Source organism: Streptomyces sp. NPDC033165, from assembly GCF_055577965.1.
This window is the reverse complement of sequence record NZ_JBVIPK010000014.1, coordinates 130,294-155,240: the sequence shown is the minus strand read 5'-3', so window position 1 is coordinate 155,240 and position 24,947 is coordinate 130,294. Positions and strand designations below refer to the sequence as shown.

General features: G+C 72.3%; 23 protein-coding genes and 1 pseudogene. 16 read left to right on the top strand and 8 right to left on the bottom strand.

Annotated elements, in window-relative coordinates:
* Nucleotides 1-35 precede the first annotated feature (35 nt).
* Both ACZ5WC_RS27590 and ACZ5WC_RS27585 read left to right on the top strand, forming a co-directional pair.
* Complete coding sequence (locus tag ACZ5WC_RS27590; protein ID WP_468543329.1) at nucleotides 36-1,367, top strand: aminotransferase class I/II-fold pyridoxal phosphate-dependent enzyme; 1,332 nt, start codon at nucleotides 36-38, stop codon at nucleotides 1,365-1,367.
* Between the two features lie 347 nt (nucleotides 1,368-1,714).
* Nucleotides 1,715-2,635, top strand: coding sequence for a LysR family transcriptional regulator (locus ACZ5WC_RS27585; RefSeq protein ID WP_468543328.1), 921 nt, complete (start codon nucleotides 1,715-1,717; stop codon nucleotides 2,633-2,635).
* Between the two features lie 42 nt (nucleotides 2,636-2,677).
* On the opposite strand, the gene ACZ5WC_RS27580 is transcribed toward ACZ5WC_RS27585, so the two are convergent.
* Nucleotides 2,678-3,148 (bottom strand): pyridoxamine 5'-phosphate oxidase family protein, encoded by a 471-nt coding sequence (locus tag ACZ5WC_RS27580; RefSeq protein WP_468543327.1) that lies wholly within the window; start codon nucleotides 3,146-3,148, stop codon nucleotides 2,678-2,680.
* A gap of 147 nt (nucleotides 3,149-3,295) precedes the next feature.
* Here ACZ5WC_RS27580 and ACZ5WC_RS27575 point away from each other — a divergent pair, with 147 nt between their 5' ends.
* Complete coding sequence (locus tag ACZ5WC_RS27575) at nucleotides 3,296-3,976, top strand: cysteine hydrolase family protein (RefSeq protein WP_468543326.1); 681 nt, start codon at nucleotides 3,296-3,298, stop codon at nucleotides 3,974-3,976.
* Here ACZ5WC_RS27575 and ACZ5WC_RS27570 read toward each other — a convergent pair.
* The 3 genes from ACZ5WC_RS27570 to ACZ5WC_RS27560 form a co-directional block, all read right to left on the bottom strand.
* Nucleotides 3,963-4,436: a Rieske (2Fe-2S) protein gene (locus tag ACZ5WC_RS27570; RefSeq protein ID WP_468543325.1), complete on the bottom strand. Its 474-nt coding sequence runs from the start codon at nucleotides 4,434-4,436 to the stop codon at nucleotides 3,963-3,965. The two genes, ACZ5WC_RS27575 and ACZ5WC_RS27570, sit on opposite strands and share 14 nt — an antisense overlap.
* Nucleotides 4,437-4,569: 133 nt before the next feature.
* On the bottom strand, nucleotides 4,570-5,046 hold the full coding sequence (locus ACZ5WC_RS27565; protein ID WP_468543324.1) for a hypothetical protein: 477 nt from the start codon (nucleotides 5,044-5,046) through the stop codon (nucleotides 4,570-4,572).
* 244 nt (nucleotides 5,047-5,290) lie between these two features.
* On the bottom strand, nucleotides 5,291-7,228 hold the full coding sequence (locus tag ACZ5WC_RS27560; RefSeq protein WP_468543323.1) for an AfsR/SARP family transcriptional regulator: 1,938 nt from the start codon (nucleotides 7,226-7,228) through the stop codon (nucleotides 5,291-5,293).
* A 111-nt stretch (nucleotides 7,229-7,339) separates the two neighbouring features.
* On the opposite strand from ACZ5WC_RS27560, the gene ACZ5WC_RS27555 reads away from it, so the two are divergent.
* The 12 genes and pseudogenes from ACZ5WC_RS27555 (at nucleotide 7,340) to ACZ5WC_RS27500 (ending at nucleotide 19,430) form a co-directional block, all read left to right on the top strand.
* The gene (locus ACZ5WC_RS27555) at nucleotides 7,340-8,218 is read left to right on the top strand and encodes an alpha/beta fold hydrolase (protein ID WP_468543322.1); all 879 of its coding nucleotides are present in this window, start codon (nucleotides 7,340-7,342) and stop codon (nucleotides 8,216-8,218) included.
* 543 nt (nucleotides 8,219-8,761) lie between these two features.
* Nucleotides 8,762-9,148, top strand: a pseudogene (locus tag ACZ5WC_RS27550) (ATP-binding protein); the annotation flags it as partial.
* Nucleotides 9,149-9,355: 207 nt separating this feature from the next.
* Nucleotides 9,356-11,560: a helix-turn-helix transcriptional regulator gene (locus tag ACZ5WC_RS27545; protein ID WP_468543362.1), complete on the top strand. Its 2,205-nt coding sequence runs from the start codon at nucleotides 9,356-9,358 to the stop codon at nucleotides 11,558-11,560.
* Between the two features lie 85 nt (nucleotides 11,561-11,645).
* Nucleotides 11,646-12,143 carry an OsmC family protein gene (locus ACZ5WC_RS27540; protein WP_468543321.1) on the top strand — a complete coding sequence of 166 codons (498 nt, stop codon included), beginning with the start codon at nucleotides 11,646-11,648 and terminating at the stop codon, nucleotides 12,141-12,143.
* A gap of 14 nt (nucleotides 12,144-12,157) precedes the next feature.
* Nucleotides 12,158-12,775: a GNAT family N-acetyltransferase gene (locus ACZ5WC_RS27535; protein ID WP_468543320.1), complete on the top strand. Its 618-nt coding sequence runs from the start codon at nucleotides 12,158-12,160 to the stop codon at nucleotides 12,773-12,775.
* A gap of 530 nt (nucleotides 12,776-13,305) precedes the next feature.
* The gene (locus tag ACZ5WC_RS27530; RefSeq protein ID WP_468543319.1) at nucleotides 13,306-14,184 is read left to right on the top strand and encodes a HipA family kinase; all 879 of its coding nucleotides are present in this window, start codon (nucleotides 13,306-13,308) and stop codon (nucleotides 14,182-14,184) included.
* On the top strand, nucleotides 14,181-14,564 hold the full coding sequence (locus tag ACZ5WC_RS27525; protein WP_468543318.1) for a DUF3037 domain-containing protein: 384 nt from the start codon (nucleotides 14,181-14,183) through the stop codon (nucleotides 14,562-14,564). Before ACZ5WC_RS27530 ends, ACZ5WC_RS27525 begins: the two co-directional genes overlap by 4 nt.
* 203 nt (nucleotides 14,565-14,767) lie before the next feature.
* Nucleotides 14,768-15,529, top strand: coding sequence for a 3-oxoacyl-ACP reductase FabG (fabG, locus tag ACZ5WC_RS27520; RefSeq protein ID WP_096629745.1), 762 nt, complete (start codon nucleotides 14,768-14,770; stop codon nucleotides 15,527-15,529).
* Nucleotides 15,530-15,548: 19 nt separating this feature from the next.
* Nucleotides 15,549-16,304: an SDR family oxidoreductase gene (locus ACZ5WC_RS27515; protein WP_468543317.1), complete on the top strand. Its 756-nt coding sequence runs from the start codon at nucleotides 15,549-15,551 to the stop codon at nucleotides 16,302-16,304.
* A 118-nt stretch (nucleotides 16,305-16,422) separates the two neighbouring features.
* Nucleotides 16,423-18,003, top strand: coding sequence for an ABC transporter substrate-binding protein (locus tag ACZ5WC_RS27510; RefSeq protein ID WP_468543316.1), 1,581 nt, complete (start codon nucleotides 16,423-16,425; stop codon nucleotides 18,001-18,003).
* A gap of 117 nt (nucleotides 18,004-18,120) precedes the next feature.
* The gene (locus tag ACZ5WC_RS27505; RefSeq protein ID WP_096629778.1) at nucleotides 18,121-18,804 is read left to right on the top strand and encodes a uracil-DNA glycosylase; all 684 of its coding nucleotides are present in this window, start codon (nucleotides 18,121-18,123) and stop codon (nucleotides 18,802-18,804) included.
* A gap of 152 nt (nucleotides 18,805-18,956) precedes the next feature.
* Entirely contained in the window at nucleotides 18,957-19,430 is a 474-nt protein-coding gene (locus tag ACZ5WC_RS27500) for a hypothetical protein (RefSeq protein ID WP_468543315.1), read from the top strand.
* 635 nt (nucleotides 19,431-20,065) lie between these two features.
* Here ACZ5WC_RS27500 and ACZ5WC_RS27495 read toward each other — a convergent pair.
* Nucleotides 20,066-20,527, bottom strand: coding sequence for a DinB family protein (locus ACZ5WC_RS27495; protein WP_468543361.1), 462 nt, complete (start codon nucleotides 20,525-20,527; stop codon nucleotides 20,066-20,068).
* A gap of 254 nt (nucleotides 20,528-20,781) precedes the next feature.
* Here ACZ5WC_RS27495 and ACZ5WC_RS27490 point away from each other — a divergent pair, with 254 nt between their 5' ends.
* Entirely contained in the window at nucleotides 20,782-21,687 is a 906-nt protein-coding gene (locus tag ACZ5WC_RS27490; RefSeq protein ID WP_468543360.1) for a Gfo/Idh/MocA family protein, read from the top strand.
* Here the strand turns inward: ACZ5WC_RS27490 and lnt are convergent.
* The 3 genes from lnt to ACZ5WC_RS27475 form a co-directional block, all read right to left on the bottom strand.
* Nucleotides 21,611-23,221: an apolipoprotein N-acyltransferase gene (gene lnt, locus ACZ5WC_RS27485; RefSeq protein ID WP_468543314.1), complete on the bottom strand. Its 1,611-nt coding sequence runs from the start codon at nucleotides 23,219-23,221 to the stop codon at nucleotides 21,611-21,613. The two genes, ACZ5WC_RS27490 and lnt, sit on opposite strands and share 77 nt — an antisense overlap.
* A 171-nt stretch (nucleotides 23,222-23,392) precedes the next feature.
* Nucleotides 23,393-23,863 (bottom strand): nuclear transport factor 2 family protein, encoded by a 471-nt coding sequence (locus ACZ5WC_RS27480; RefSeq protein WP_468543313.1) that lies wholly within the window; start codon nucleotides 23,861-23,863, stop codon nucleotides 23,393-23,395.
* A gap of 80 nt (nucleotides 23,864-23,943) precedes the next feature.
* Nucleotides 23,944-24,816 carry a universal stress protein gene (locus ACZ5WC_RS27475; protein WP_468543312.1) on the bottom strand — a complete coding sequence of 291 codons (873 nt, stop codon included), beginning with the start codon at nucleotides 24,814-24,816 and terminating at the stop codon, nucleotides 23,944-23,946.
* Nucleotides 24,817-24,947 lie beyond the last annotated feature (131 nt).

The following is a 24,947-nucleotide window of genomic DNA, read 5'->3' as shown; positions in this document are numbered from 1 at the left end:
GCGGACTCCTATTGCACTAGTGCATAATGTTGTTTGTGCTAGGAGATTATCGGATCAGTGGGCGGCGCGCATCCGAGATTGCCGCCAGTGTGGAGCGCGGGGTCGGGTCCGGGGACCTTCCGCCGGGTCATGTGCTGCCTCCCCTGAGGGAGTTGGCGGCCCGGCTGGAGGTCAACCCGAACACCGTGGCGGCCGCCTACCGGACGCTGCGCGAGCGCGGGGTGATCGAGACGGCGGGCCGCCGGGGGAGCCGGGTGCGGTCCGCCCCCGCCAGCACCTCACGCGGCTCCCTGCGGATCGAGGCGCCGCCGGGCGTCCGGGACCTGGGTAAGGGCAACCCCGATCCGGCGCTCCTGCCCGGCCTCGGCCCGGCGTTCGCGGTCGCGGCCGCCGCCGACGAGGAGTCCCACGGGCTGTACGGGCAGGCCGCGGTGGTCCCGGAGTTCGCCGCGTACGCGCGCGCCGCGCTGGATGCCGACGGGGTGCCCGCCGGGCCGCTGGCCGTGATGTCCGGGGCCCTCGACGCGATCGAGCGGGTCCTTGCGGCGCACCTCAGGCCGGGCGACGCGGTGGCGGTGGAGGACCCCGGGTGGGGCAGCGTCCTCGACCTCGTACCGGCGCTCGGGCTGCGCGCCGTGCCGGTCGGCGTGGACGACGCAGGTCCACTCGCCGCGGATGTGGAGCGGGCGCTGCGGGCCGGGGCGCGGGCGCTCGTCGTCACCGACCGGGCGCAGAACCCGACCGGCGCGTCGCTGGACGCGGGGCGGGCCCGGGAACTGCGGGCGGTCCTCGCCCGCCACCCGGACGTGCTGCTGATCGAGGACGACCACGGCCACGCCATCGTCGACCTGCCGCTCCATCCGCTGGCGGGCGTCACGGACCACTGGGCGTTCGTCCGGTCGGTGGCCAAGGCGTACGGCCCGGACCTGCGGGTGGCCGTGCTCACCGGGGACGCCCTCACGGTCGACCGGGTCGCGGGGCGCCAGCGGCTGGGCCCCGGCTGGGTCAGCCGGCTGCTGCAACGCGCCGTGCTCCATCTGTGGACCTCGGACGCCGTCGACGCCCGGGCGGTCGCCCGGTCCTACGGCGACCGCCGGGAGGCGCTCGTGCGTGCGCTGGCGGAGCGCGGGGTGACCGCGTACGGCCGCAGCGGCATGAACGTGTGGGTGCCGGTCAGCGACGAGACCGGGGCGGTGACCCGGCTGCTCCACGCCGGCTGGGCCGCGGCCCCGGGGGCCCGCTTCCGGATGGACGCGCCCCAGGCGGTTCGGCTCACCGTCTCCCCGCTGACCGCGGCGGACATCGGGCCGCTGGCGGACGCGGTGGCGGCCGCGGCGGGCCCGGCGCGGCCGGTCAGTTACGGGTGAAAGCCCACAATCTGACCTCCTCGTGGCTGTCCCGAATCCCTGGTGGACCAGCGGGCGACGTAGCCGAAAAGCCCTGGCGGCCCTGCTGCAAGGACTCTCCGGCGCCTTGCGATCACACGCACCGGACGCCGCCCGCCCTTCGGGCAACGACGGCAGCCCGCCGACAGGCCCCAAGAGCTGTCCTGTCATCCCTGGCGGGCGCACGACGACAGCAACGGCACCTCGCCGCGTTGTCGGAACGTCCGCATACAGCGAGTATGCGGACGTCCCTCCGCCTTGCGGTGCACCGCATCCGACGCCGCGCGCTGACCCACCAGGATGACGGGACAGCCCTTAGCATCGCTCACGTGTTGAATCTTGAGCGGCTGCGGACGCTGGATGCCCTCGCCCGGCACGGATCGGTGAGCCGGGCGGCCGACGGGCTGCACGTCACGACGTCGGCGGTCTCGCAGCAGATGGCCAAGCTGGAACGCGAGGTGGGCCAGCAGTTGCTGGCCAAGAACGGCCGGGGGGTCCGCCTCACCGACGCGGGCCGTCTGCTGGCCGGCCACGCCGCGCGGATCCTGTCCCAGGTCGAGTTGGCCCAGGCCGACATCGAGGCCCAACGGGGCGAGGTCATCGGCGAGGTCAGGATCAGCGCCTTCCCCACCGCGGCCCGCGGACTGTTCCCCGCCGCGCTCACCACCCTGCGGGCGGACCACCCCGACCTCACCGTCCGCACCTGGGAGCTGGAGCCGGAGCAGGGCATCCTCGCGGTCCTCCGGGGCGATGCCGACGTGGCCGTCGTCCTCGACTGGAGCAACAAGCGGCTGCCCGTGCCCGGCGGTCTCACCAAGGTCGAACTGCTCGACGACGCACCCGACATCGCCATGCCGGCCGGGCATCAGCTGGCCGACCGGGCCGAGGTGGAGCTGGAGGACTTCGCGGACGACGAGTGGGTGTCCTGGCCCGAGGGTGAATTCTGTTACGAGTGGCTGATGTTCACCCTGCGCTCCCGGGGCATCGAACCGCGCATCGCCCACCTGGCCGGTGAACACCACACCCAACTCGCTCTGATCGCCGCCGGATTCGGCGTATGCGTGACTCCCCGGCTGGGGCGGGGGCCGGTCCCCGACGGGGTGCGCCTGGTGCCGGTGCGGCAGAGCGTGCGGCGGCACGTCCACGCGGTGTGGCGCACCGATGCCGACCGCCGCCCGTCGATCCGTGCGGCGGTGGCGGCGCTGCGGGCGGCGGGCGCGGGTGTGGCGGCCGGGGCCGCGGGGGAGTGACCGGCCGCGACGCCGGTCGACCGGTGGCGGGCGGTGCGGCCGTCAGGCGAGACCGGCGAGCTTGCGGAAGTCCCAGGAGGTCACCGTCTCCGGAGTGAGCCGCAGCCAGGCGTGCCGCCCGTCGTGCGGCATCTCCGCCATGCCGAAGTACTTCGCGGGGAACAGCCGTTCCGGTACGTCGAGTTCGGGGCACGGCTCGCCCGTGCGCGGGGCCTCGCCCACGAACTCCGCCCGGCCGGCCAGCTCCACTCCGCGCAGTTCCTCGTACCCCTCGCCGTCGTCGACGACCACGGCGATCCTCGGATCCTTGCGCAGCTGGGACCAGCGCAGGCTGCGGGTGATGGAGTACAGCCAGAGCGAGCCGCCGTCCCAGACGAACCACAGCGCGCCGACGTGCGGAGCGCCGTCGGAACCGAGCGTGGCGACCCGGCAGGTGCGCTGCTCGGCGAGGTACGCGTCCCGCTCCCCGGTGGTCATCCTGATCCGGCGGCCTCGTCGCTGGGTGTCGGTCATGGTCACCCTCCTCTGGTCCTATGTTTATCTGACTGAGTGTCAGAAATCATGGAGGCTCTTCCGCCGTGAGGCAATGGCCGGTACTCTCGCGCGCCCGGTCCGCCCGCAGAAGTCCGCCTCGCCGGGCGGCAGACAGAGGAGAGCGCCGTGCCGCCGAGGGAAGCGTCGAGGGAAGCGCGGGAGCGGCTCACCGCACTGCTCGACCCGGCCACGACCGTCCTGCTGACCGTCGAGTGCCAGCAGGGCGTGGTGGGGCCGGACAGCGCCCTGCCCGAACTCGCCGCGGCGGCCCGCTCATCGGGCGCCCTCGCGAACATCGCCCGGCTCGTCGCCGCCGCCCACGACAGCGGGGTCCAGGTGATGCACGCGGTCGCCGAGAGCCGCCCCGACGGTCGCGGGGCCAGCCACAACGCCCGCCTCTTCCGCGCCGCCGCCCGGCTGCCGGTCCAGCAGCACTCCGGCACCACCGCCGTCCGCGTCGCGCCGCCCATCGAGGTGGCCGACGAGGACCTCGTCGTCCGCAGGCTGCACGGCCTCTCGCCACTCGCCGGGACCGACGTCGACCCGCTGCTGCGCAACCTCGGCTGCCGCACGCTGATCGTGACCGGCGTCTCGGCCAACGTGGCCGTTCCCAACGCCGTCTTCGACGCGGTCAACCTCGGCTACACCGCCGTCGTCCCGTCCGACGCCATCGCGGGGGTGCCCGCCGAGTACACCCCCGCCATGATCCGTAACACCCTCGCTCTGGTCGCCACCGTCACCACCACGGACGCGGTCCTGGGCGGCTGGAAGCGGCCCCGCAGAGCGGGGGCCGCTACGCCAGCCTGATCGAGTCGCCCTCCACCGTGATCCGGCGGGCGGGCAGCGGCTGGGTGGCGGGACCGCCGGTCGGGCTGCCCGTGGCGGCGTCGAACGTGGAGTTGTGGCAGGGGCAGGTGATCGTGCCGCCCGAGACGTCCTTGACCGCGCACCCCTGGTGGGTGCACGTGGACGAGAACGCCTTGAACTCACCGGGCTGCGGCTGCGTCACCACGACCTTCTGCGCGGCGAAGACCACCCCGCCGCCCTCCGGAATGTCCGAGGCGGCGGCGAGGATCTCCCCGCCGTTGCCGCCGTCTCCGCTCCCAGGCTGCTGCTCGACGGAGTCCGAGCCCTCCGATCCGCCGGAACCCCCCGCCCCGTCCGATCCGCCGCACGCGGTGAGGACGACAGCCGCTCCGGCCGCTCCCACCGCTGCGACGACGGTGCGGCGTTCGAGGAGGATCCGGCGCTCCTGCGCTGCGCTCATCGCGGCATTCCCTTCGTCGTTGTCCCGAACCGAACTTCGGTGACGTCACCCAGGGGTACGTACCACGGGGCGCCGACGTTCAGGCCGGGCCCCGACGGTGGGTTTCCGGCACCCGGCTCAGCACTCCGGCGGCTCAGAACTCCGACGGGCGCACAGCTCGTACGGCGGCAGCGGCGAAGAGGCCCGCGCCCAGGAGCGGGAGCACAGGGAAGAGGAAGCTCGTCGCCCATTCGAGGGGGCCGTGCTCCAACCGGACCCATTCCCCCCAAGGCGCCCGGGCCACATCGGCGGTGCGACCCGGCCTGCTCTCGAAACGCACGGTCCAGGAGTCCGGCTTCCTCCCGGTGTCCCGTGCCTCCGCAGACCGGACCACACACCGGAAGTGGTTGCCCGCGGCCCGGGAGTTGCTGCGCTCCTCGCAGGTCTCGACGCGGACGTGCCGGTGCTCCCCGACGAGCCCCACGCGCACGGTGGCGAGGACGGAGGTGTACGCGAAGGCTCCCAGAAGCAACAGAGCGGACGTCGCCCACCCCGCGCAGGCCACGATGCGCATCCGCCTTTCGCGCCGCGCCCTCGCCGCCCTCGTCGTCTTCCGCTTCCCGGTTGTCATCCGCAGATCGTACGCACGGCGGGGCGGCGCTCGCGGGGAGGGGGCCGACCCGGTCGCTCACGCCCGTCCCGACGTGACAGGTCGGACCCTGCGGAACACCGCGAGTGGATCACGACCTGCGACCCCGAGACCGTCACCGACCCCTGGCAGCGGCTATGGACGCCCTCCGAGCCCTGGCGACCTGATCACGCGGGGGCCCGTGGGGCGGGCACGCACGAGCTCGGGGTCCGCGTACGGCGGTCGCTTACCCCGCTCCGGCGCAGGCCTCCGCTTCGGCCAGATAGCGCGCCACCGGGCCCAGGGTCAGCATTCCGCCGGCGGCGCCGGCATGTTCGGCACGGGCACCGCGCAGGGCGGCCTCGGCGCGCGCGGCGATCCGGCGCTCGTCGAGCCGTACGGCGGCGCGGGCGGTCAGGCACCACAGCGCCTCCTGCATGTGGTCACGCGGTGGTTCGGGCACCGCGGCGAGGGCAGCCCGAGCTTCCCCGACTCGGTCCTGGGCGAGCAGCACGAGGGGGCGCGCCCAGGGCCGGTACGGGCCCCAGTCGAGGTGCGGGTCGGTCGGCGCGGGCCGGTCGTGCAGCAGGCGCAGCCCCAGTAGGGCGAGCGGGAACAGGCCGCGGTGCAGCCCCGGCATTCCGGCCGTCTGGAGAGCGTCCTCGGCAGCGCGGTAGTGCGCTGCGGCAGTGGCGGCGGTCGGTCCGCCGGGTTCGGCGCTGCGGGCAGCCGTGGCCCGTGCCCGGAACCACCCGGTGAGGACCGGGACGAGGGGCGCCTCGGTGGTCATGGCGAGCTGTTCGGCTGCCTTGGCGTGCGAGGCTGCGGCGTCGAGGTCACCGAGGGCCGAGGCGGATTGCAGGCGGACGAGTCGGCCGAGCACCGCGAAGTTCGGCAGCTCGTGCCGGGTGGCCAGGTCGAGGATCTCGGCGCCGATCCGGTCCCGTGCTCCCGCGAGTCCCGGGCGGGTGAAGGACTGGAGGAACACCCCGTTGAGGGCGAACACCAGCAGGGCGGGATCGGCCAGGTCCCGTGCCAGCGCCTCGGCCTGCCGTGCCGCCTGCTGCGCGCGCTTCAGCTCGGTCCCGGACAGATCGGCGCTGCGGCTCTCGACGGCGACCGTGGCCAGGAGGCGGGCGGCCAGGTCGGCGGGGCTGTCGGGGCCGAGCGCGATGAGCGTGCGCTCGGCGGCCGCGACGACCTCGCGGGACTGCTCGGGGTCGTCGGCCCGACTCCAGATGGCGGGCACGTCGTAGGCGGCGATGATCCGGGCGGTCAGGGAGAGGTCTCCCGTGCGTTCCGCCGCCTGGACGGCGGCGAGGCGGTCGCGCCGCGAGTGGACGAGGGCGTCGCCACCCGCCAGCGCGAGGGTGCGGGCCAGATCCACGGTGGTGCGCGGGCCGAGACGGACACCATGGCCGGTCCACGCGGTACGTGCGCCTTCCGGGGGCACGTACCCGTTGAGGATGTCCGTCTCCAGGCGTTGGAGGCCGGCACCGGGGTCGAGCCCGAGTTGATCAACGAGCATCGCGCGGGCGCGGCGGAGGGTGGCCAGCGCGTCGGCCTGGCGGCCCGCGCGGTGGAGCGCACGGGCAAGCAGCCCCCAGGCCGGTTCGCGCCACGGATGTTCGGCGACGTGCGCACCCAGTTCGGCGACGAGATCGGCCCCTTCCCCGGAGTCGAGGAGGATACGGGCGCGCAGTTCCGCCCCCTCCAGCCTCAGCTCCTCCAGTCGGGTCCGCTCGCGCTGCGCCCACGCGGAGCCGGTCACATCGGCGTAGGCGGGTCCCCGCCAGTCCGCGAGTGCCGTGCCGAGGTCGGTCACCGCGTCGGAATCGCGCCGGGCTCGGGCCAGGGTGTCCTCGAACCGATGGACGTCCACGTCCTCGCGCGGCAGGCGCAGCGCGTAGCCGGGACCTTCGGTGACGAGTACGCGCGGCGGATCGCGGGGCGGCCGGTCGGGTTCGAGGGCGCGGCGCAGTGCGGCGACGAAGGTACGCAAAGCGCCCACGCCGCGGGCCGGTGGATCGGTCCACAGGTCGTCGACAAGAGTGTCGGTGGTGACCATCCGCCCCTCAGCGGTGACGAGCCGGGCGAGTACCTCGCGATGGCGAGGTCCGCCCAGGTCAACCGGACTGCCGTCGTTGCGGAAGGCCCGCACGGCACCGAGCACGTCGATTCGCATACCCCCATCCTCCGGGCCTGGGGTCCGCTGCGCCCACCCGTACTGATCGGCTGCTGATCGTCGTCGCCCAGGCTGATCCGGTCCGGCCCCCACCCGAAAGGACGGCCTTTCATGACGCTCACCATTCCCGGCTTCGATCACATCCGCCTGCCCGGTTCGGGGGGTGTGGAGCTGGCTGCCGCTGTCGGCGGCAGCGGCAGCCCGGTTGTGCTGTTGCACGGCTTCCCCCAGACCCATCTGATGTGGCGACACGTCGCCGAGCGGCTCGCCGACGGTCACACGGTGATCTGTCCTGACCTGCGGGGCTACGGCGCCAGCGACAAGCCGGCTGTCACCGACACCGACGTGTACGCCAAGCGCACCATGGCCGCCGACGTCGTGACCCTGGCGGCGGCCCTCGGCCACGAGCGCTTCGCCCTCGTCGGCCACGACCGGGGCGCCCTGGTCGCCTTCCGGGCCGGGCTGGACCATCCCGAGACCATCACGCACCTGGGCATCCTCGACATCGTGCCGACGCTCGACATGTGGAACGTCCTGCACGGCGCCCCGGCGGCGGTCGGCTACCACCTCTTCCTCATGGCGCAGCCGCCAGGCCTGCCGGAGGCGATGATCGCCAACAGCGCGGACGTGTTCTTCGGCTCGTTCCTCGACGCCTGGGCCAACGACCCGACCGCGATGCCGGAGGATGTCCGTGCCGCGTACCTGCGGGCGAGCGCCGCGGCGGTGACATCGATCGTCGCGGACTTCCGGGCCTCGGCGGGCATTGACGTCACGCACGACCAGGCGGACCTGGACGCCGGGTCGCAACTGGCCATGCCCGTGACGGTCGTCCAGCAGGACTGGGGCGCGCAGCTGGGCTACGACGCTGCCGCGGTATGGAAGGCCTGGGCGCCGGACCTGGACCACCGGCTGACCCGAGCGGGGCACTTCATGGCCGAGGAGGCACCCGGGGAGATCGCGGAGGCGATCCAGGGCCTGCTGGCCCGCTGAGCCTCCTGTTCCCGGCGCGCCGGCTGGGCCACGGTCGGTCGGCGCGTCCTGGGTGCTCGGCGACGGACCGGTCCGACTGCGGGCGGAGCCCTGAGCTGTATCGCGGAGGGCGCCTGAAGCGGCCGAGGTACCGGTTGCCGAGCTGTGGGGTGCACCTGTCTGTCCGCTTCTCGGTGATGACGTTCCGTGATGCTATGTGAGGTGTCTGGTGTGTGTTGCACCAGAGGCCGTACGGGCTCCAGTGCCTGAGGAAGGGCCTGAGATCGTGGTTCGTGGTTCGTGGTTCGTGGTTCGTGGTTCGGGACGTCGGGCAGCCGGGGCGGTGTGTGGAGAGGGCCGAGGCGCTCCGGGCGGGCCGGTGCCCAGTCGGTCCACACTTCGGCTTCGGTCCTGGTCCGGCCTGCGGGCGCGGCCTCGACCCGGGTGCGGGCGGCGCCGACGTACACCGAACCGGGTTCTCCGCCCGGCCGGGAAGGGCACGGTGTCGACCGTCGGCCTAGCATGGGATGAAGCGCCCGGCCCGAGCCATGTGGGGTGTTGGGGATGAAGCGACCCGCCGAGCATTCCGAGGCGGGGAGACTGCTGGGCCGGGGGCGCGAACAGGAGCGCCTGCGCGAGGCCCTCGCCGGGTTGCTGGGCGGCGGCCACGGTGGCTTGTGGCTCGTCGAGGGGGAGGCGGGGGCCGGAAAGACGACGCTGGTCGAGTCCGTTCTTTCTTCGGAACTGCGCGTGCTGAGGGGCTGCGGCTCGCAGCGGGGGATTCCGTACGGACCGCTCAGGTCTGCACTCGACAGTCACTGTCCGGCAGCCGAATGTGCTGATGGCGACGTACCTACCGCGTTGAGGGAGGCGTTCGAGCACCTGGCTCGGGAGCGCCCCACTGTGGTCTTCCTCGATGACCTGCAGTCGGCTGACGGTGCGACGCTGACCCTTCTGGGAGGCTGGGCGGTGCCTTCGCCAGGACTTCCCCTCCTGGTCATCGGGGCATTTCGCAGCGACGAGCTGCCGCGTCGGCACCCTGTGCGTGACCTACGGTCACAACTGCGGCAGGCCGCCGACGGCAGGGAAAGACATGTACGGCTGCGCCCCCTGGACCCGGCGGCCAGCGCTCACCTCGTGAGACGCGTGCTGGGGGACGTGGCCACAGAGGACATCGTGGACACCGTTGTACGCCGCGCTCGTGGTGTGCCCTTCTACCTGGAGGAGCTGGCCTCGGCGGTGGCCGAGACAGGGGATGCGGCGGCGGTGCCGGAGTCGGTCACCGATGCCGTGCTGCAGCGCGTGGCTCGTCTGCCGGAGGCAGCGCAGGCGGCTGCTCAGGTGATCGCGGTGAGCCGGTCGGCCCGGTTCGACGTACTGGTCACGGCAGGTGTGCAGGAGGCGGGCATCGAGGAGTTGTTGGATGCCGGTGTGCTGACGCAGCGGCAAGGATCGGGAGGGGGCGAGGCGGCCTTCCGTCACGCTTTGATGGGTGAAGCGCTGTACGCGACCCTGCCCTGGGCGCGTCGTCGTCGGCTCCACGCCGCGCTGGCGCGCGCCATGGAGGTTCGCGGTGAAGCGCCCGTGCTCGTTGCGGGGCACTGGGAGAAGGCGCACGAGCCGAAGCGTGCTGGTCCTTTGCTGCTGGAGGCTGCCGAGGCCGCGTGCCGTGTCCATGCCTACCGCGACGCCATGGACACGATCAAGCGCGCCCTCGCACTACGGCCCGTCGGCGCGGAGGGCCGGGCCCGGTTGCGTGCGCTCGAACTGCTGGGTGAGTGTGCGGCCCGTTGTGGTGAGACGGGTGAAGCCGTCCGCGCCTGGGAGCAGGTCGCCGCCGCTTGCCGGGTGGCTGGGGACCACGCCGGCCATGCGCGTATCGCACGATGCCTGGCCGGCGTCTACGAGCTGGCGGACGACTGGCCGCGTGCGCTCGCGGCCCGGTACGTCGCCGCTGAGAAGTACGCCCGGACGGGCCGCCCGGCAGAGGCGGCGGCGGAACGCCTCGCAGCGGCGTCGCACCTGCACGCTGCCGGCGATCTCACCGGGGCGATGCGGCTCGTACGGGAGGCTTGGCGGGACATCGACGCCGCGCAGGTCGACCCGACGGCCGAGGTCCGTATACGTGCCCTGGGTACAGAGGGTCTGATCAGGACCAAGCTCGGCGAGGGGTCGCTCGGCATCGAGCTGTCCCGCCAGGCCCTCGACCTGGCTCTCGGCTCCGGGCCCGACGCGCTGGCCGCCGACATCTACTACTTGTACGCCGACGCGCTCGAACAGCGCACCTCCTATCCGGCGGCGCTGGACGCCTGGACCGACGCACTGTCCTTCTGCCGCACCCGAGGCATGGACGCCGACGCCCATGTATGCCTGGCCTGCCTGACCCCGGCGCTGCGTCACACCGGCCAGTGGGACCGCGCACTCCATGCCGGTCAGGAGGTCCTCGCCCAGCAGGACGCCCCCGACGTCGCGCGCATGGTGGCCGCCGGGGAGATCGGGCTCATCCTCGCCAACCGGGGAACGACGGAGACGGCACGCCGCCACCTCGCTCGTGCCGCGGCGTACGCGCAGGCCCATGAGCTGTTCGGGCTGGAGATCGACACCGGCTGGGGCCTGGCCCGGACCGATGCGCTCGACGGCGACGGCGACAGCGCGACGATCCGACTGCGGGAACTCGCCACCCGCTGCCTGACCCGGGAGGAGAACCACTACTCCGTCGCCGCGTTGCGCTGGGCGGCGACGTACTTCGCCCGCCGCGACCTGCGCGACGACCTCGGCGCCTGCACGGACGCACTGGCCCGCATCGCCGCCGCCACGGGCACCCCGGAGGCCACCGCAGCCCTCGCGCACGCGCTGGCCGAGGCCGCCCTCCTGGAGGGCGACGCTCCCCGGGCCGTCGACCGGTTCGAACGCGCCCTCGCGCTCTTGGACGCCGTGGCACTGCCACCCGAAACCGCCGAGACACAGGTCAGGGCCGGTACCGCCCTGTCGCGCGCCGGCGACAGGACCAAGGCGGTCGAACGCCTCGTCGGCGCCTACCACACGGCACGCACCCTCCGGGCAGGTCCGCTGGCTTCCGCCGCCACCCGCGAGCTGCGGGAGATCGGCGAGGACGTCCGACGTCGGCTCGGCCCCCGGGCCGCCCGGCAGGCCGACATGGTCGGCCTCACTCGACGCGAAAGCGAGGTCCTGCGGCTGGTCGCCGCCGGGCTCACCAACAGCGAGATCGCCGCCAGGCTGTTCCTGAGCACCCGGACCGTCGACATGCACGTCCGCAACCTGCTGGCGAAGCTCGGCTGCCACACCCGTACGGAAGCGGTGCGCAGGGCCGAGGACCTCGCCGTCCTCACCACCAGGTCCTGACCGCCGACGAAATACGGCAATTCTGCCGTTTCTGCTGCTTCGCCACCTCCGTAGATTCGGTGCGTGTACAGGAGGTGTGAGGAACATGGGAACCAAGACGACCACCCTCGAAGAAACCCTCGCGACCTGGACGCGAGACCCGGACCGGGGCCGCAGCAAGCCGACGGCGACCGCACGCGTGGAGGACGGCCAGGCCGCGATCCAGGCGGGCCCCTTCACCCTGCGCGCCGATCTGCCCGCGCCGCTCGGCGGCACCAACCAGGCGCCCAGCCCGACCGCCCTGCTGCTCAGTGCGCTCGCCGGCTGCGCTGTCGCCTTCGTGTACGACACGCTGGGCCCCCAGCTCGGCGTGCGGATCAACGGCGTGGAGGCGACCGCGCGCTGCGCCGCGGACGCCCGCGGGCTGCTGGGCATGGACGGCGCGGCGCCCGACCTTCGCGAGCTGACCGTGGACATCGCGGTCGACAGCCCGGACGGCGAGGAGGCCGTCGCCGAAGTCGCCCGCGTCTGGCAGGAGCGCTGCCCCGTCTACCTGGCGCTTCAGCGGCCCACCGACGTCACCGTCCGGTTCCGCGCAGCCTGACAAGGAGTCGTGTCATGTCACTGATGAACTCGCTCCGGCCGGGCACCCGCCTCCGGAAGGCGATGCCGGACGAAACCCGAAGCGTCGCGGAAGCGCTCGCGGCAGGATTCTTCGACGACCCGGTGATCGGCTGGGCCTGGACGGAGCCCGAACGGCGTCGGCGGATTCTCCCCGACTTCTTCGAGCTCTGGGTAGCCGGATGCATGCGGTATGACGAGGTCTACACGACCGGCGACCTTGCCGGCGCCGCCCTGTGGATGCCGCCGCGCGTCCAACAGGCGTTCGACGACAACGCCGAGGCGTTCGCCGACGACGTCGAACGGGTGGCACAGGAGTTCGCCCCGGCGGTCATGGAACTCCTGACCTTGCTCGACGACAACCATCCGCACGAATCGCACTACTACCTGCCCATCATGGCCGCACGCCCCGAACACCAGGGCCACGGCATCGGCTCGGCGCTCCTGGCCATGCTGCTGGAGCAGTGCGACCGGGAGGCACTGCCCGCCTACCTGGAGGCGACCAGCACCCTCAATCAGTCTCTGTACGCCCGCCACGGGTTCCATACCGTCAGAGAACTGCCGCTGCCCGACGGTTCCGCCCTCCGTGCCATGTGGCGGGAGCCGGAGGCGTGACGACTGGCTGGAGCGAACGAGCGAACGAGCGAACGAGCGAACGAGCGGGGAAGGGCGTCCCAAGTCGGCCTTGAGAGGAGTGGTCGTCCGCGCCAGTACGCGACATGCCTGTCAGTTGACGTCGCGGAGCGAGTACGTTGCCCCAGCACCGACCGGTACGGCCGACAGGCGGCCGGGCTCCCGAACTGGGCTGCCGGGGCGACGAATTGCCGACTGGTGGACTGGATGGGCTCCATCGATCGTCGCAACACCTCGATCGGCGAACCGGATCGGGCCCGTCGTGCCCCTGGCTCAGTGGCGCGGACACTCCTCGCCGGCGATCACCCTCGGTTACTATGCTCACTTCATGCCGGAAGCCGGCAGCAAGGGGCGCCGGACCATCGACGGTCTGCTTGCGGAGTGGGGAGACCGGCTCGCCGGCCGAAACTCCCCAGATTCTCCCCAGCGCCGTTGACTGGTCATGCCTGCCTCTCCGCTCCGGAGAAGTCGTCCGTGGATTGCAAGGCTGAAGAGATAGGTGGCCTGGGAAAGTGTTGGAAGAGGTCGTAGCGACCCGCTACGTCACGCCCCTGCGTGAAGGCGGCTCGCTCCCCGGGATCGTCGAGGCCGACGATCTCGGTACGTACGTCATGAAGTTCACCGGGGCCGGACAGGGCCGCAAGACGCTGGTCGCCGAGGTCATCTGCGGGGAGCTCGGCCGGCGGCTGGGGCTGCGGGTGCCCGAGCTGGTGGCCATCGAGCTCGACCCGGTCATCGGACTCGCCGAGCCCGACCAGGAGGTGCAGGAGCTGCTCAAGGCGAGCGGCGGGCTGAACCTCGGGATGGACTACCTGCCGGGCTCGCTCGGGTTCGACCCGCTCGCCTACGAGGTCGGGGCGGCCGAGGCCGGGCGGGTCGTCTGGTTCGACGCGCTGATCAACAACGTGGACCGCTCCTGGCGCAACCCCAACCTGCTCGTCTGGCACGGCGACCTCTGGCTCATCGACCACGGCGCGACCATGATCTGGCACCACAACTGGCCGGCCGCCGAGGCCTCCGCGGCCAAGCCGTACAACGCATCGGACCATGTCCTGGCCCCCTTCGCCCCGGACGTCGCCGCTGCCGCCGCCGAGCTGGCCCCCCTGGTCACCGAGGAACTGCTCACCGAGGTGGCCGCCGAGGTGCCGGACGTCTGGCTGGCCGACGAGCCGGGGTTCGGGTCCACCGACGAGCTGCGCCGGGCCTACATCGCCCCGCTGCTGGCCCGGGCCGCCACCATCCACCGGCGGATCACCCTGGACGCACCGGCCTCGACCCGGCCCTCCCAGGCGCCGGGCTGGCTCACCGAGCGCCTGCCGCCCCGGCCGAAGCCATCCGGCGACGACCGCTCCGCCGCCGCCGTCCGTACCGGAGAGGGCGGTGGCCGATGACGCGGCGCGATGTCTTCGAGTACGCGATCCTGCGCGTCGTGCCCCGGGTCGAGCGCGGCGAGTGCTTCAACGCGGGGGTGCTCGTCTACTGCCGGGCCCGGTCGTTCGTCGCGGCCCGCACCCACTTGGACGAGGCGAAGCTGAGGGCGCTGGACCCGGACGCCGATGTGCTGGGCGTACGGGCCGCCCTCCGCGCGGTGGAAGGGGTCTGCGGCGGCGGTGAAGGGGCCGGGCAGGCGGCCGGGGACGACGCCGGGCGGCGCTTCCGCTGGCTGATCGCCCCGCGCTCCACGGTCGTCCAGCCCGGGGCCGTGCACAGCGGGCTCACCACCGATCCGGCCGGTGAGGTGGAGCGGCTGCTCGACCTGCTGGTGCGCTGAGTCCGGTACGAGGGGGCCGCCGCCGTGTGTGACGTGCGGCCTCCCGGGCCGTGCGCCGTTGACACCGGGTGCCAGGGCTTCTAGCGTCTCGTCTGCTGAAGGTACTAAGCGGTTGCTCAGTCATCGGGTCGCTCCGCCGGCGACTGCCTGTGAGGCGCCCCGACGTCCGCTGAGCCGCTATCCAAGGGCGAGGAGAACCAAGCATGTCCACCACCGAGCAGCGCGTCGCCATCGTGACGGGAGCGGCCCGGGGCATCGGCGCCGCCACCGCCGTACGCCTCGCGGCCGAGGGCCGAGCCGTCGCCGTACTCGATCTCGACGAGGCGGCCTGCAAGGACACCGTCGAGAAGATCACCGCCGCCGGGGGCACCGCGCTCGCCGTCGGCTGCGACGTGTCGGACGCCGGTCGGGTGGAAGCCGCCGTCGCGCGGGTCGCCGCCGAGCTGGGCGCGCCGACGATCCTCGTGAACAACGCGGGTGTGCTCCGCGACAACCTGCTGTTCAAGATGAGCGAGTCCGACTGGGACATCGTGATGAACGTGCACCTCAAGGGCGCGTTCCTGATGGCCAAGGCCGTCCAGGCGCACATGGTCGAGGCAGGGTTCGGCCGGATCGTCTCCCTCTCCTCCTCCTCGGCTCTCGGCAACCGCGGCCAGGCCAACTACTCTGCCGTCAAGGCGGGGCTCCAGGGGCTCACCAAGACGCTCGCCAAGGAGCTCGGCAAGTTCGGGGTCACGGCCAACGCCGTCGCGCCCGGGTTCATCGTCACCGAGATGACCGCGCAGACGGCTGCCCGCGTCGGCATGGGCTTCGAGGAGTTCCAGGCGGCGGCCGCCACGCAGATCCCCGTCCAGCGCGTCGGCCGTCCCGAGGACGTCGCGAACGCCATCGCCTTCTTCGCGGGCGACGACGCGGGCTTCGTCTCCGGCCAGGTCATGTACGTGGCCGGCGGACCCCTCAACTGATCCGAAGGGCAGCGGACACATGACGGTGCAGGACAGCGGAAAGGTCGCCCTCATCACGGGCGCCAGCCGGGGTATCGGCTACGGCATCGCCGAGGCGCTCGTCGCCCGCGGCGACCGGGTGGCCATCACCGGACGGGGCGAGGAGGCCCTGAAGGAGGCCGTCGAGAGGCTCGGCTCCGACCGGGTGATCGGCATTGTGGGCAAGGCGCACGACGAGGCCCACCAGGCGGTGGCGGTCGAGCGCACGATGGAGGCGTTCGGCCGGGTCGATTACCTGGTGAACAACGCCGGGACGAACCCGGTCTTCGGTCCCATCGCGGAGCTGGATCTCGGCGTCGCCCGCAAGGTCTACGAGACCAATGTGATCTCGGCGCTGGGGTTCGCCCAGCAGACCTGGAAGGCCTGGCAGAAGGAGAACGGCGGGGCGATCGTGAACATCGCCTCCATCGCCGGGGTCTCCGCCTCGCCGTTCATCGGTGCGTACGGCATGAGCAAGGCGGCCATGGTCAACCTGACCCTTCAGCTGGCGCACGAGTTCGCCCCGGCCGTCCGCGTCAACGCGATCGCCCCCGCCGTGGTCAAGACCCGGTTCGCCGAAGCCCTCTACGAGGGCCGCGAAGCGGAGGCGGCCGCCGCCTATCCGCTGGGCAGGCTCGGTGTGCCCGAGGACATCGGGGGCGCCGCCGCCTTCCTGACCTCGGCGCAGTCGGACTGGATCACCGGGCAGACCCTGGTGGTCGACGGGGGAATTTTCCTGAACGCCGGCGTGGGCTGAGAGCGGCCTGGACCGGTTTGGCCCTGATTGACGCAAGTGCCCCGTCGGGCCGACGGATTGACCCGTCGGGGCGCTGCGGTATGGTCTGCCGACCCATGGCTGATCGAGGAGCGTGCACGTGTTCTACCGGGCCAGTCTGCAGGCCGCTGCAGCCCTAGCTTCCCTTTCTCTGCTGGCCGGCTGCGGTCTCTTCTCCGACAGTGGATCGGAAACGGACCAGAAGATAACCGTCGGGACGACCAGCTCCCCGTCCACGCTCGATCCGGCGGCGGCCTGGGACGGTTCCTGGGAACTGATGCGGAACGTTTACCAGACGCTGGTGAGCTTCCCCACCGGCAGCACGAGCCCGGAGCCGGACGCGGCGGAATCCTGCAAGTTCACCGACGCCACGAGCATGGCCTACCGGTGCACGCTCAAGAAGAACCTCAAGTTCTCCAATGGCGAGAAGCTCGACGCCGAGGCCGTCAAGTACTCGATCGAGCGCGTCCTGGACATCCACTTCAAGGGCGGCCCGGCCGGGATGCTCGGTTCGCTGGACCGGGTGGAGACCAAGGGCGACGACACCGTCATCTTCCACCTGAACAAGTCCGACGCGACGTTCCCGTTCATCCTGGCCACTCCCGCGATGTCGCTCGTCGCCCCCGGCGACTACCGCAAGGACAGGATCCGCGACGACGGCAAGGTCACCGGCTCCGGCCCGTACCTCCTGGAGTCCTACGACGCCGGGTCCACCGCCGAGCTGAAGAAGAACCCGGACTACAAGGGCTTCGCCAACCGGAAGAACGACGCGGTCACCATCCGCTACTTCGAGAAGTCCGCCGAGATGGTGAGCGCGCTCAAGGCCAAGGAGATCGACGCCACCTACCGGGGTCTGACAGCCGAGGAGGTCGTCAGCCTGGAGGACAACAAGGCCGACAACGCCGGCCTCCAGATCGTCGAGAGCACCGGCGCGGACATCCGCTTCCTGGTCTTCAACCCGAAGGACCCGGCCGCCGCGAACCCCGCCGTCCGCAAGGCCATCGCCCACGTCGTGGACCGCGACGCCCTGGTCGCCAAGGTCTACCGGGGAACCGCCGAGCCCCTCTACTCCATGATCCCCAAGGGCATCGCCGGACACACCACGAGCTTCTTCGACACCTTCGGCGACCCGGACGTGGAGAAGGCCGAGGAGATCCTCACCGGGGCCGGTATCACCGAGCCCGTGAAGATGAGCTTCTGGTACGCCACCGACCGGTACGGCTCCTCCACGGAGCCCGAGTTCGAGGAGCTCAAGCGGCAGCTCGAAAGCTCCGGGCTGTTCGAGATCACGCTGAACGGCAAGCCCTGGCAGGAGTTCCAGGAAGGCTTCAACAAGGGTGAGTACCCGGTCTTCGGCCGCGGCTGGTTCCCCGACTTCCCGGACCCCGACAACTTCATCGCCCCCTTCGTGGGCAAGGAGAGCGTCACCGGCACCCCGTACATCAACAAGGAGATCACCCAGCAGCTGATCCCCTCCTCGCGCCAGGAGAGCGACCGGGGCGCGGTGAGCAAGCAGTTCGAGCGCGCCCAGGAGATCCTGGTCGACGACGTCCGGCTGCTCCCGCTGTGGCAGGGCAAGCTGTACGTCGCGGCGGGCGAGGACATCGGCGGCGGCGAGCGCGCGCTCGACCCGCAGACCGTCATGCAGATGTGGGAGCTGTACCGCAAGGCCAGCTGGTAGCCGGTCCGGCCGGCCCAGGGCCGGCCGGCAGCGGCCGATACGGCTCACGGGTCCGTTGTCAGTGGCGGGCGGTAGGTTCTGGGATCAAGAACCTGTTGCTCACCGGAGGTTGTGGACGTGACCGATATCGACCTGCTGCCCGAGTCCTGGCGCGGCGTCCTCGGCGAAGAACTGCAGAAGCCGTACGTCAAGGAGCTGGCGGACTTCGTCGAGGAGGAGCGGGCCAAGGGCCCCGTGTATCCGCCGCGCGAGCAGGTCTTCGCCGCCCTGGACGCCACCCCCTACGACCGGGTCAAGGTCCTCATCCTCGGCCAGGACCCCTACCACGGGGAGGGCCAGGGGCACGGGCTGTGCTTCTCCGTGCGGCCCGGGGTCAAGACGCCCCCGTCCCTGCGCAACATCTACAAGGAGATGAACCAGGAGCTCGGTCTGCCCGTCCCGGACAACGGCTATCTGATGCCGTGGGCCGAGCAGGGCGTCCTCCTGCTCAACGCCGTGCTCACCGTGCGGGGCGGCGAGGCCAACTCCCACAAGGGCAAGGGCTGGGAGAAGATCACCGACGCCGTGATCCGTGCCGTCGCCGACCGGCCCGACCCGGCGGTCTTCGTGCTCTGGGGCAACTACGCACAGAAGAAGCTGCCCCTGATCGACGAGGAGCGCCACGTCGTGGTGAAGGGCGCCCACCCCTCGCCGCTCTCCGCGAAGCGGTTCTTCGGCTCCCGCCCCTTCACCCAGATCAACGAAGCCGTGGCAGCCCAGGGCCATGAGCCGATCGACTGGCGCATCCCCGACCTCGGCTGACGTGCCCGGGCCGCCGAGTCCGGTCGGTATGCGCGTTTCCGATCGGTCTGTTCGGTCCTTGCGTGGTGCGTCCGTGTCTGAGCGGTAATGCGGAAGCCCGGCGTTAGCGTCGGAACGACCGCAACCGGCAGCACGGGCACGAGGAGACCGCAGTGGTGGAGCAGCAGGAGGCGTCCGAGGACGCCGTGATGACCAGGATCGGCCAGGCGGTCATGCTCCTCCACGGGGGTGACCGCGAGGAGGCCCGCAACCGCTTCGGCGTCCTCTGGTCGGAGCTCGGCGCGGACGGCGACGCCCTGCACCGCTGCACCCTCGCGCACTACATGGCCGACACGCAGGACGATCCCGGCGACGAGCTGGCCTGGGACCTGCGTGCGCTGACGGCCGCCGAGGGGCTGAGCGAGGAGCGGGCGGCGGAGCACCGGGACGCCCTGGCCGTCCGGGCGTTCTACCCCTCACTCCACCTCAACCTCGCGGCGGACTACCTCAAGCTCCAGCGCCCGGACTCGGCCCGCCTCCACCTCCGCCGGGCCCGCGCCGCCGCCGACGCGCTCGTGGACGGCGGATACGGGTGCGGGGTGCGGGCCGCGATCGACCGGCTGGAGCTCCGTATGCGGCAGCAGTGACCCGCGTACGGCTCCGGCGAGGCCGCCGCGTCCGGGGATTCCGCGTCAGCGGCCGTACACCTCTTCGCAGCTGCGGGCTTCCCGGCTGCCCGCAGGCCAGCCGCCGTACCCCCGGCCCAGCGCGCAGACGTCCGTCCCGCCACTGCCCGGAAGGCGCGGCACGGAGGGCACGGGCACCACGACGGGAGGAACGCCCGGCACCCGGAGCGGTCTTGTGCGCGGTGGTAGTCGCGTGCGCTCCCGCGCCGGTGGCGGTCCCGCCCGCCCGGGCGCCGGGCGGGCGTCGGAGGCCGCCGGGGGCGCGGGGGCGGGCGGCCGGGAGCCCGAGGGGCTCGGGTCCACCATGACTTCCAGTGCCTCGCGGGCGGGCGGCTGCACGATCTGCGGGGCCACGCCCTGGGCCGGGCCGGTGGCACCCGGGGGCGGGGTATGGCCGGGAGGGCCGGCCGGGGGCGTCACCGAGACGCAGCCGGACACGGCCGTGACCGCTAAGCCGACCAGGATGTGAACGGTGATTCTGGTTCGCTGCACCCGGCAACTCTGTGGTCCCGCCACGGCTCCCGGGGGCCGGTGAACAAGAAATGGCCCGCACGGGTGACCCGGTCAGCCCCGTGCCCGGCGGTGCGCAGGTTCGTTCACTCGCCGGTGGCACCGTCGATGCGCTCGCGCAGCAGGTCGGCGTGGCCGTTGTGCCGGGCGTACTCCTCGATCATGTGCGTGTAGATCCAGCGGAGGCTGAACGGCTTGCCGGACGAGCCGACGCCCTGGGAGAAGTCGTCCAGGCCGAACGCGGCGGCGCTCTTGCGGGCCGCCGCCGTCTCCGCCAGCCACACGGATTCCGCCTCGGCCCAGGTGTCGGACTCCGTGACCGCGAAGTCCCCGTCCGGGTCCTCCTCGGTGGAGTAGAGGTCCGGCAGCTCCGCGCCCTCCAGGATCTCGCGGAACCAGAAGCGTTCCACCTCGGCCAGATGCCGTACGAGGCCGAGGAGGGTCAACGCGGAGGGCGGGACGGACGCCTCGCGCAGCTGCGCGTCCGTGAGACCGGCGCACTTCAGGGCGAGCGTCTCGCGGTGGTGGTCGAGCCAGCCCTCCAGCATGGGGCGCTCGGCGGCGTCGAGAGCGGGCTCGGAGCGCCGGGGGAGTGCGGAAGAGGTCGCGGAGGGGGACGCGGAAGACGACACGGAAGGAACCGAGGAAGGAGCCGTGGAAGAAGCCATGGCGGCCATCCTTGTCCATGATCATGTCTCTGGCCAGGGGTTTCGCCGGGGAACCGGCGAGCGGGGCCACGGCGGGCCGGACGTATGCTGCCGTGGCGGAACAGCAGTGCGTCACGGCGAACAGGGAGACCCTCGTGAAGATCGGTTGTATCGGGCTGGGCGACATCGCGCAGAAGGCGTACCTGCCGGTGCTCGCCGCCGTCCCGGGGGTCGACCTGCATCTGCAGACCCGTACCCCCGCCACGCTCCAGCGGGTCGGCGACGCCCACCGTGTTCCGGCCGGCGCGCGGCACACGAGCCTCGACTCCCTGCTCGCCGAAGGGCTGGACGCGGCCTTCGTGCACGCGCCGACCGCCGTGCACCCGCAGATCGTGGAGCGGCTTCTCGACGCCGGGGTCGCCACCTATGTCGACAAGCCGATCGCCTACGAATACGCCGAGTCCGAGCGGCTGGTGAACCTCGCGGAGGAACGCGGAGTCAGCCTCGCCGTCGGCTTCAACCGGCGGTTCGCCCCGAGCTACTCGCAGTGCGCCGAGCACCCGCGCGAGCTGATCCTGATGCAGAAGAACCGCGTGGGGCTCCCGGAGGACCCCCGCTCCATGATCCTCGACGACTTCATCCACGTCGTCGACACGCTGCGCTTCCTTCTGCCGGGCCCCGTCGACCACACCACCGTGCGCGCCCGGACGGTGGACGGCCTGATGCACCACGTGGTGCTCCAGCTGTCCGGCGACGGGTTCACCGCGATCGGCATGATGAACCGGCTGAACGGCTCGACCGAGGAGATCCTGGAGGTCTCCGGCCAGGACACCAAGCGCCAGGTCCTCAATATCGCGGACGTCATCGACCACAGGGGCCAGCCCTCGGTGCGGCGGCGCGGCGACTGGGTTCCGGTGGCCCGCCAGCGCGGTATCGAGGCCTGCGTCCACGCCTTCCTCGACGCCGTGCGCAAGGGCGGGACGCTCAGTGCCCGGGACGCTCTGGCGACCCATGAGCTGTGTGAGCGGGTGGTCCGGGAGGCCCTGGAGCAGGCTTCCTGAGGGCCCGCACCCCCACGGCGGCACACAGTACGGCCATCGCCCCCATCGCCCCGTACACCGGCCAGTCGCCCAGGCGGCCGTAGAGCGTGGTCCCGCGGGCCACCGGCACGTCGAACACCTCCGCCGCGCTCGCGTCCGTACCGAGCGGGCGGCCCAGCCGTTCACCACGGGGCCCGTACGCCGTGCTGACCCCGGTCAGCGTGGCGTGCACCACGGGGCGGCCGTTCTCGGCGGCCCGCAGGGCCCCCAGCGACGCGTGCTGGGCCGGGGCCCAGCTGTCCTGGAACGTCGAGGTGGCGGACTGGGCGACGAGCACCTGCGCACCGTCGCGGACCAGCCGCCTGCTCATGTCGGGGAACGCCGACTCGAAGCAGACCAGCGGACCGACCCGGAGCCCCCGGGCGCCGTCCGGCAGGGTCATCACCACCTGGCGGACGCCGCGCAGCCGGTCCTCGCCCGCCGCCCGCCCCACGGAGGTCACCCAGCCCAGCAGAGCGCGGGCCGGGACGTACTCACCGAACGGGACCAGACGCATCTTGTCGTAGCGGTCCCCGGTCGGCCCGTCCGGCCCCACGAGCACCGCCGACTTGAAGATCCCCGACCTCCCCGTAGTGCCGTTGGTCTGCCGGGCGTCCACATTGACCAGCAGATCGGCGCCGACCCGGCGGGACAGCTCCGCCAGCCGCCGCGCGGTCTCCGGGTCCTGCCACGCACCCGCCCCGATACTGCTCTCGCCCCACACCACCAGGTCCACCCCCCGGCCCTCCAGCGAGCGGGTCAGCTCCTCGCCCCGGTCGAGGCGGCGCGCGACACTGCCGGGCCCCTCGATGACGCCCGGCTGCACGACGGCGATCCGGACCGTGCCGGTGCTCTCGGGCCGGGGCGCCCACGCCCACATCGCGGTGACGGACAGGGCGCACACCACCAGTGCGACACCGGCGGTCCGCCGGGCGGCCGGCACGGCGATGAGCAGGGCCGTGCCGGTGTTCACCGCGAGCACCAGCAGACTCACCAGCCACACCCCGCCGACCGAGGCCACCCGCAGGGCCGGGGAGACCTCCCACTGACTCGCGCCGAGCAGGCCCCAGGGCCCGCCGAGCCCTTCCCAGGAGCGGACCAGCTCGATCATCAGCCACCCGGAGGGCACGATGATCACCGCGGTCACGGCCCGCCATGCGGAGGGCGCGCCGCCGAGCAGCCGGAACACGAGCAGCCCCCAGGGAATCCAGAGCAGCCCGAGCAGCGCGGCCAGCAGCACGATGAAGACGTGGAGGCTCGGCATCAGCCAGTGGTGCACGGCGATGACGAAGCCGATCCCGCCGATCCAGCCGTCCAGCGCCGCCCGGCGGGGCGTGCCCGCGCCGCGGATCAGCAGCAGCCAGGGGACGAGGGCCACATGGGCGAACCACCAGAGGCCGGGTGCGGGAAAGGCCAGCGCGGGCAGCGCCCCGGCGAGCAGCGCCGCCCCGGTACGGCCCCAGCGGGAGGCGAGCAGCCGGTCACGGGCCGGGGGCCCGCCGTCCGGGGTCCGCATGCCGTGGCCTCCTCGGTGGTGCGCGGGCGGTCGGCTGCCTTCTCCGGTCCGCCCCGTGGACCCCGGTGCCGGTCCGCCCCTGTCCACCCAGTGTGGGGGAGGTGCTCCCCGCCGGACAGGGGACACGGCCGTGCGGGGCATGCGGCCCTGCCCCGCCCCGGCCGATGCGGCCTACCCGCCCGGTGTCTGCCGCCACTTCTCGTGGACGGTGACCGTACGGATCAGCCAGCCCGGGTCGGCGCGGCGCAGCTCGAAGGTGTAGCGGCCGCCGGTGACGAAGTCGGGCGCGTTGTCCGCCCCCGCGTCATCCTCCCGGGCCAGGCGCATCGGGTTGAGGTAGTCGGCCCGCACCTGGGCCCGGTCGCCCGGATAGCCGCCCAGGTCCTCCAGCTCGATGCGGCGGTTGACGATCAGGTGCTGGCGGACGGGGAAGAGGCTCATCGTCTCCGCGAGCCACCGGGCGATCTCGTCGGCCGGGCCCTCGGCCCCGCCCGCTTCCCGGTAGTCCGCGCGGCCGTCCTGGGTGAACAGGGCTCCGTAGTCCGACCAGGCCCCGTCGTCCACGGCCACCGCGTACCCGGTGATCACGTCATCGATGGCAAGCCGGTCCAGTACGGTCGCGAGTGCCACGCGCTGTGTCATCGGCCAAGTCTCGGTCAAGCCGCCCGCCAGGCCAAGAGGTCCGCGGCAGCGGGGAGGCGGCCGCACCGGAGTGGCACCGCTCAGCAGGGCACGACCGCGACCGGCCCGAGCGCGTGCGCGAGCGTCGTCTGTGCCACCGGGGACAGCCCGAGCCCGAGCGACTCGCCGCCCCTGCGGCGGCCGATCACCGTCAGCGCCGCGGTCGCCGACGCGGTCACCAGGGTGCGTGCGGCGGAGCCGTTGACCGGCTCCCGGACGATCTCCACCTGCGGGTACTTCTCGTGCCAGCCCGAGGTCAGCTCCGCCAGGGTCCGTGCGGCCGAGCCCGCCGCCGCCTCCCGGTCCAGAGCGGGACCGCCCGCGAGCATCGAGGAGAACATCGTCCAGCCGTGCACGATCCGCAGCCGTGCGTCCGGCCGGGAGGCCGCGGTGGCGAAGGCGAACTCCAGGACCGCCTCGCTGCTCTCGTCGGCGGCCACCCCCGCCACGATGTCGGTGAAGACCTCCAGGTCCCCGGGCTGGTCGTCCTCCTCCGGACGGCCGTCCTGCACGACGACGACCGGACAGCTCGCCATCGACGCGGTGGCGAGACTGTTGGAGCCGGTCATCAGCGACCGGAAGCCGCCGAGACCCCGCGAGCCGACCACGATCATCGAGGCGTCCCGGCCGAGCGAGACCAGCGCGGCCGACGGGAAGTCCAGAGGCGCAAGCGTCGAGGGGCGCAGATCCGGAACGGTCAGCGCGCTCCGGCGTACGGCGTCGGCCAGCAGCTCGTCCGCCTCGCGCCGCCGGGTCTCCTCGTCGGCCTGCCGGGTGAGCGGGCGGACGTGGACGATCAGCAGGGGGAGCCGCCGTCGAGCGGCCTCGTGCGTGGCCCAGTCGAGCGCCTGCCAGCTGTGCGTGGAACCGTCCACGGCGGCGATCACGGGAAGTTCGGTATCGGTGGTGGTCATGTCTCCGAGCGTACGTCTGCGGGTGCGCGTCTCCCGTCGTTGGAACAGTCGGGTGCGGGGCGGGGGAAGTTCCCGGCCCTCCCATGTGATGTGAATCACCTCTGGTGCTCCTGGGGCAAACGAGGTGAACT

Bases quoted from the DNA above. Each gene is read 5' to 3' on its own strand.
- ACZ5WC_RS27495 (WP_468543361.1), bottom strand. From the start codon at position 20,527: ATGCTGGAGGGCTGGCTCGACCACCACCGCGAGACGCTCGCCCTGAAG.
- lnt (WP_468543314.1), bottom strand. From the start codon at position 23,221: ATGCGGACCCCGGACGGCGGGCCCCCGGCCCGTGACCGGCTGCTCGCC.
- ACZ5WC_RS27555 (WP_468543322.1), top strand. From the start codon at position 7,340: ATGACGCTCACCATTCCCGGCTTCGATCACATCCGCCTGCCCGGTTCG.
- ACZ5WC_RS27535 (WP_468543320.1), top strand. From the start codon at position 12,158: ATGTCACTGATGAACTCGCTCCGGCCGGGCACCCGCCTCCGGAAGGCG.
- ACZ5WC_RS27560 (WP_468543323.1), bottom strand. From the start codon at position 7,228: ATGCGAATCGACGTGCTCGGTGCCGTGCGGGCCTTCCGCAACGACGGC.
- ACZ5WC_RS27565 (WP_468543324.1), bottom strand. From the start codon at position 5,046: ATGACAACCGGGAAGCGGAAGACGACGAGGGCGGCGAGGGCGCGGCGC.
- ACZ5WC_RS27475 (WP_468543312.1), bottom strand. From the start codon at position 24,816: ATGACCACCACCGATACCGAACTTCCCGTGATCGCCGCCGTGGACGGT.
- ACZ5WC_RS27525 (WP_468543318.1), top strand. From the start codon at position 14,181: ATGACGCGGCGCGATGTCTTCGAGTACGCGATCCTGCGCGTCGTGCCC.
- ACZ5WC_RS27580 (WP_468543327.1), bottom strand. From the start codon at position 3,148: ATGACCGACACCCAGCGACGAGGCCGCCGGATCAGGATGACCACCGGG.
- ACZ5WC_RS27540 (WP_468543321.1), top strand. From the start codon at position 11,646: ATGGGAACCAAGACGACCACCCTCGAAGAAACCCTCGCGACCTGGACG.
- ACZ5WC_RS27570 (WP_468543325.1), bottom strand. From the start codon at position 4,436: ATGAGCGCAGCGCAGGAGCGCCGGATCCTCCTCGAACGCCGCACCGTC.
- ACZ5WC_RS27480 (WP_468543313.1), bottom strand. From the start codon at position 23,863: ATGACACAGCGCGTGGCACTCGCGACCGTACTGGACCGGCTTGCCATC.
- ACZ5WC_RS27515 (WP_468543317.1), top strand. From the start codon at position 15,549: ATGACGGTGCAGGACAGCGGAAAGGTCGCCCTCATCACGGGCGCCAGC.
- fabG (WP_096629745.1), top strand. From the start codon at position 14,768: ATGTCCACCACCGAGCAGCGCGTCGCCATCGTGACGGGAGCGGCCCGG.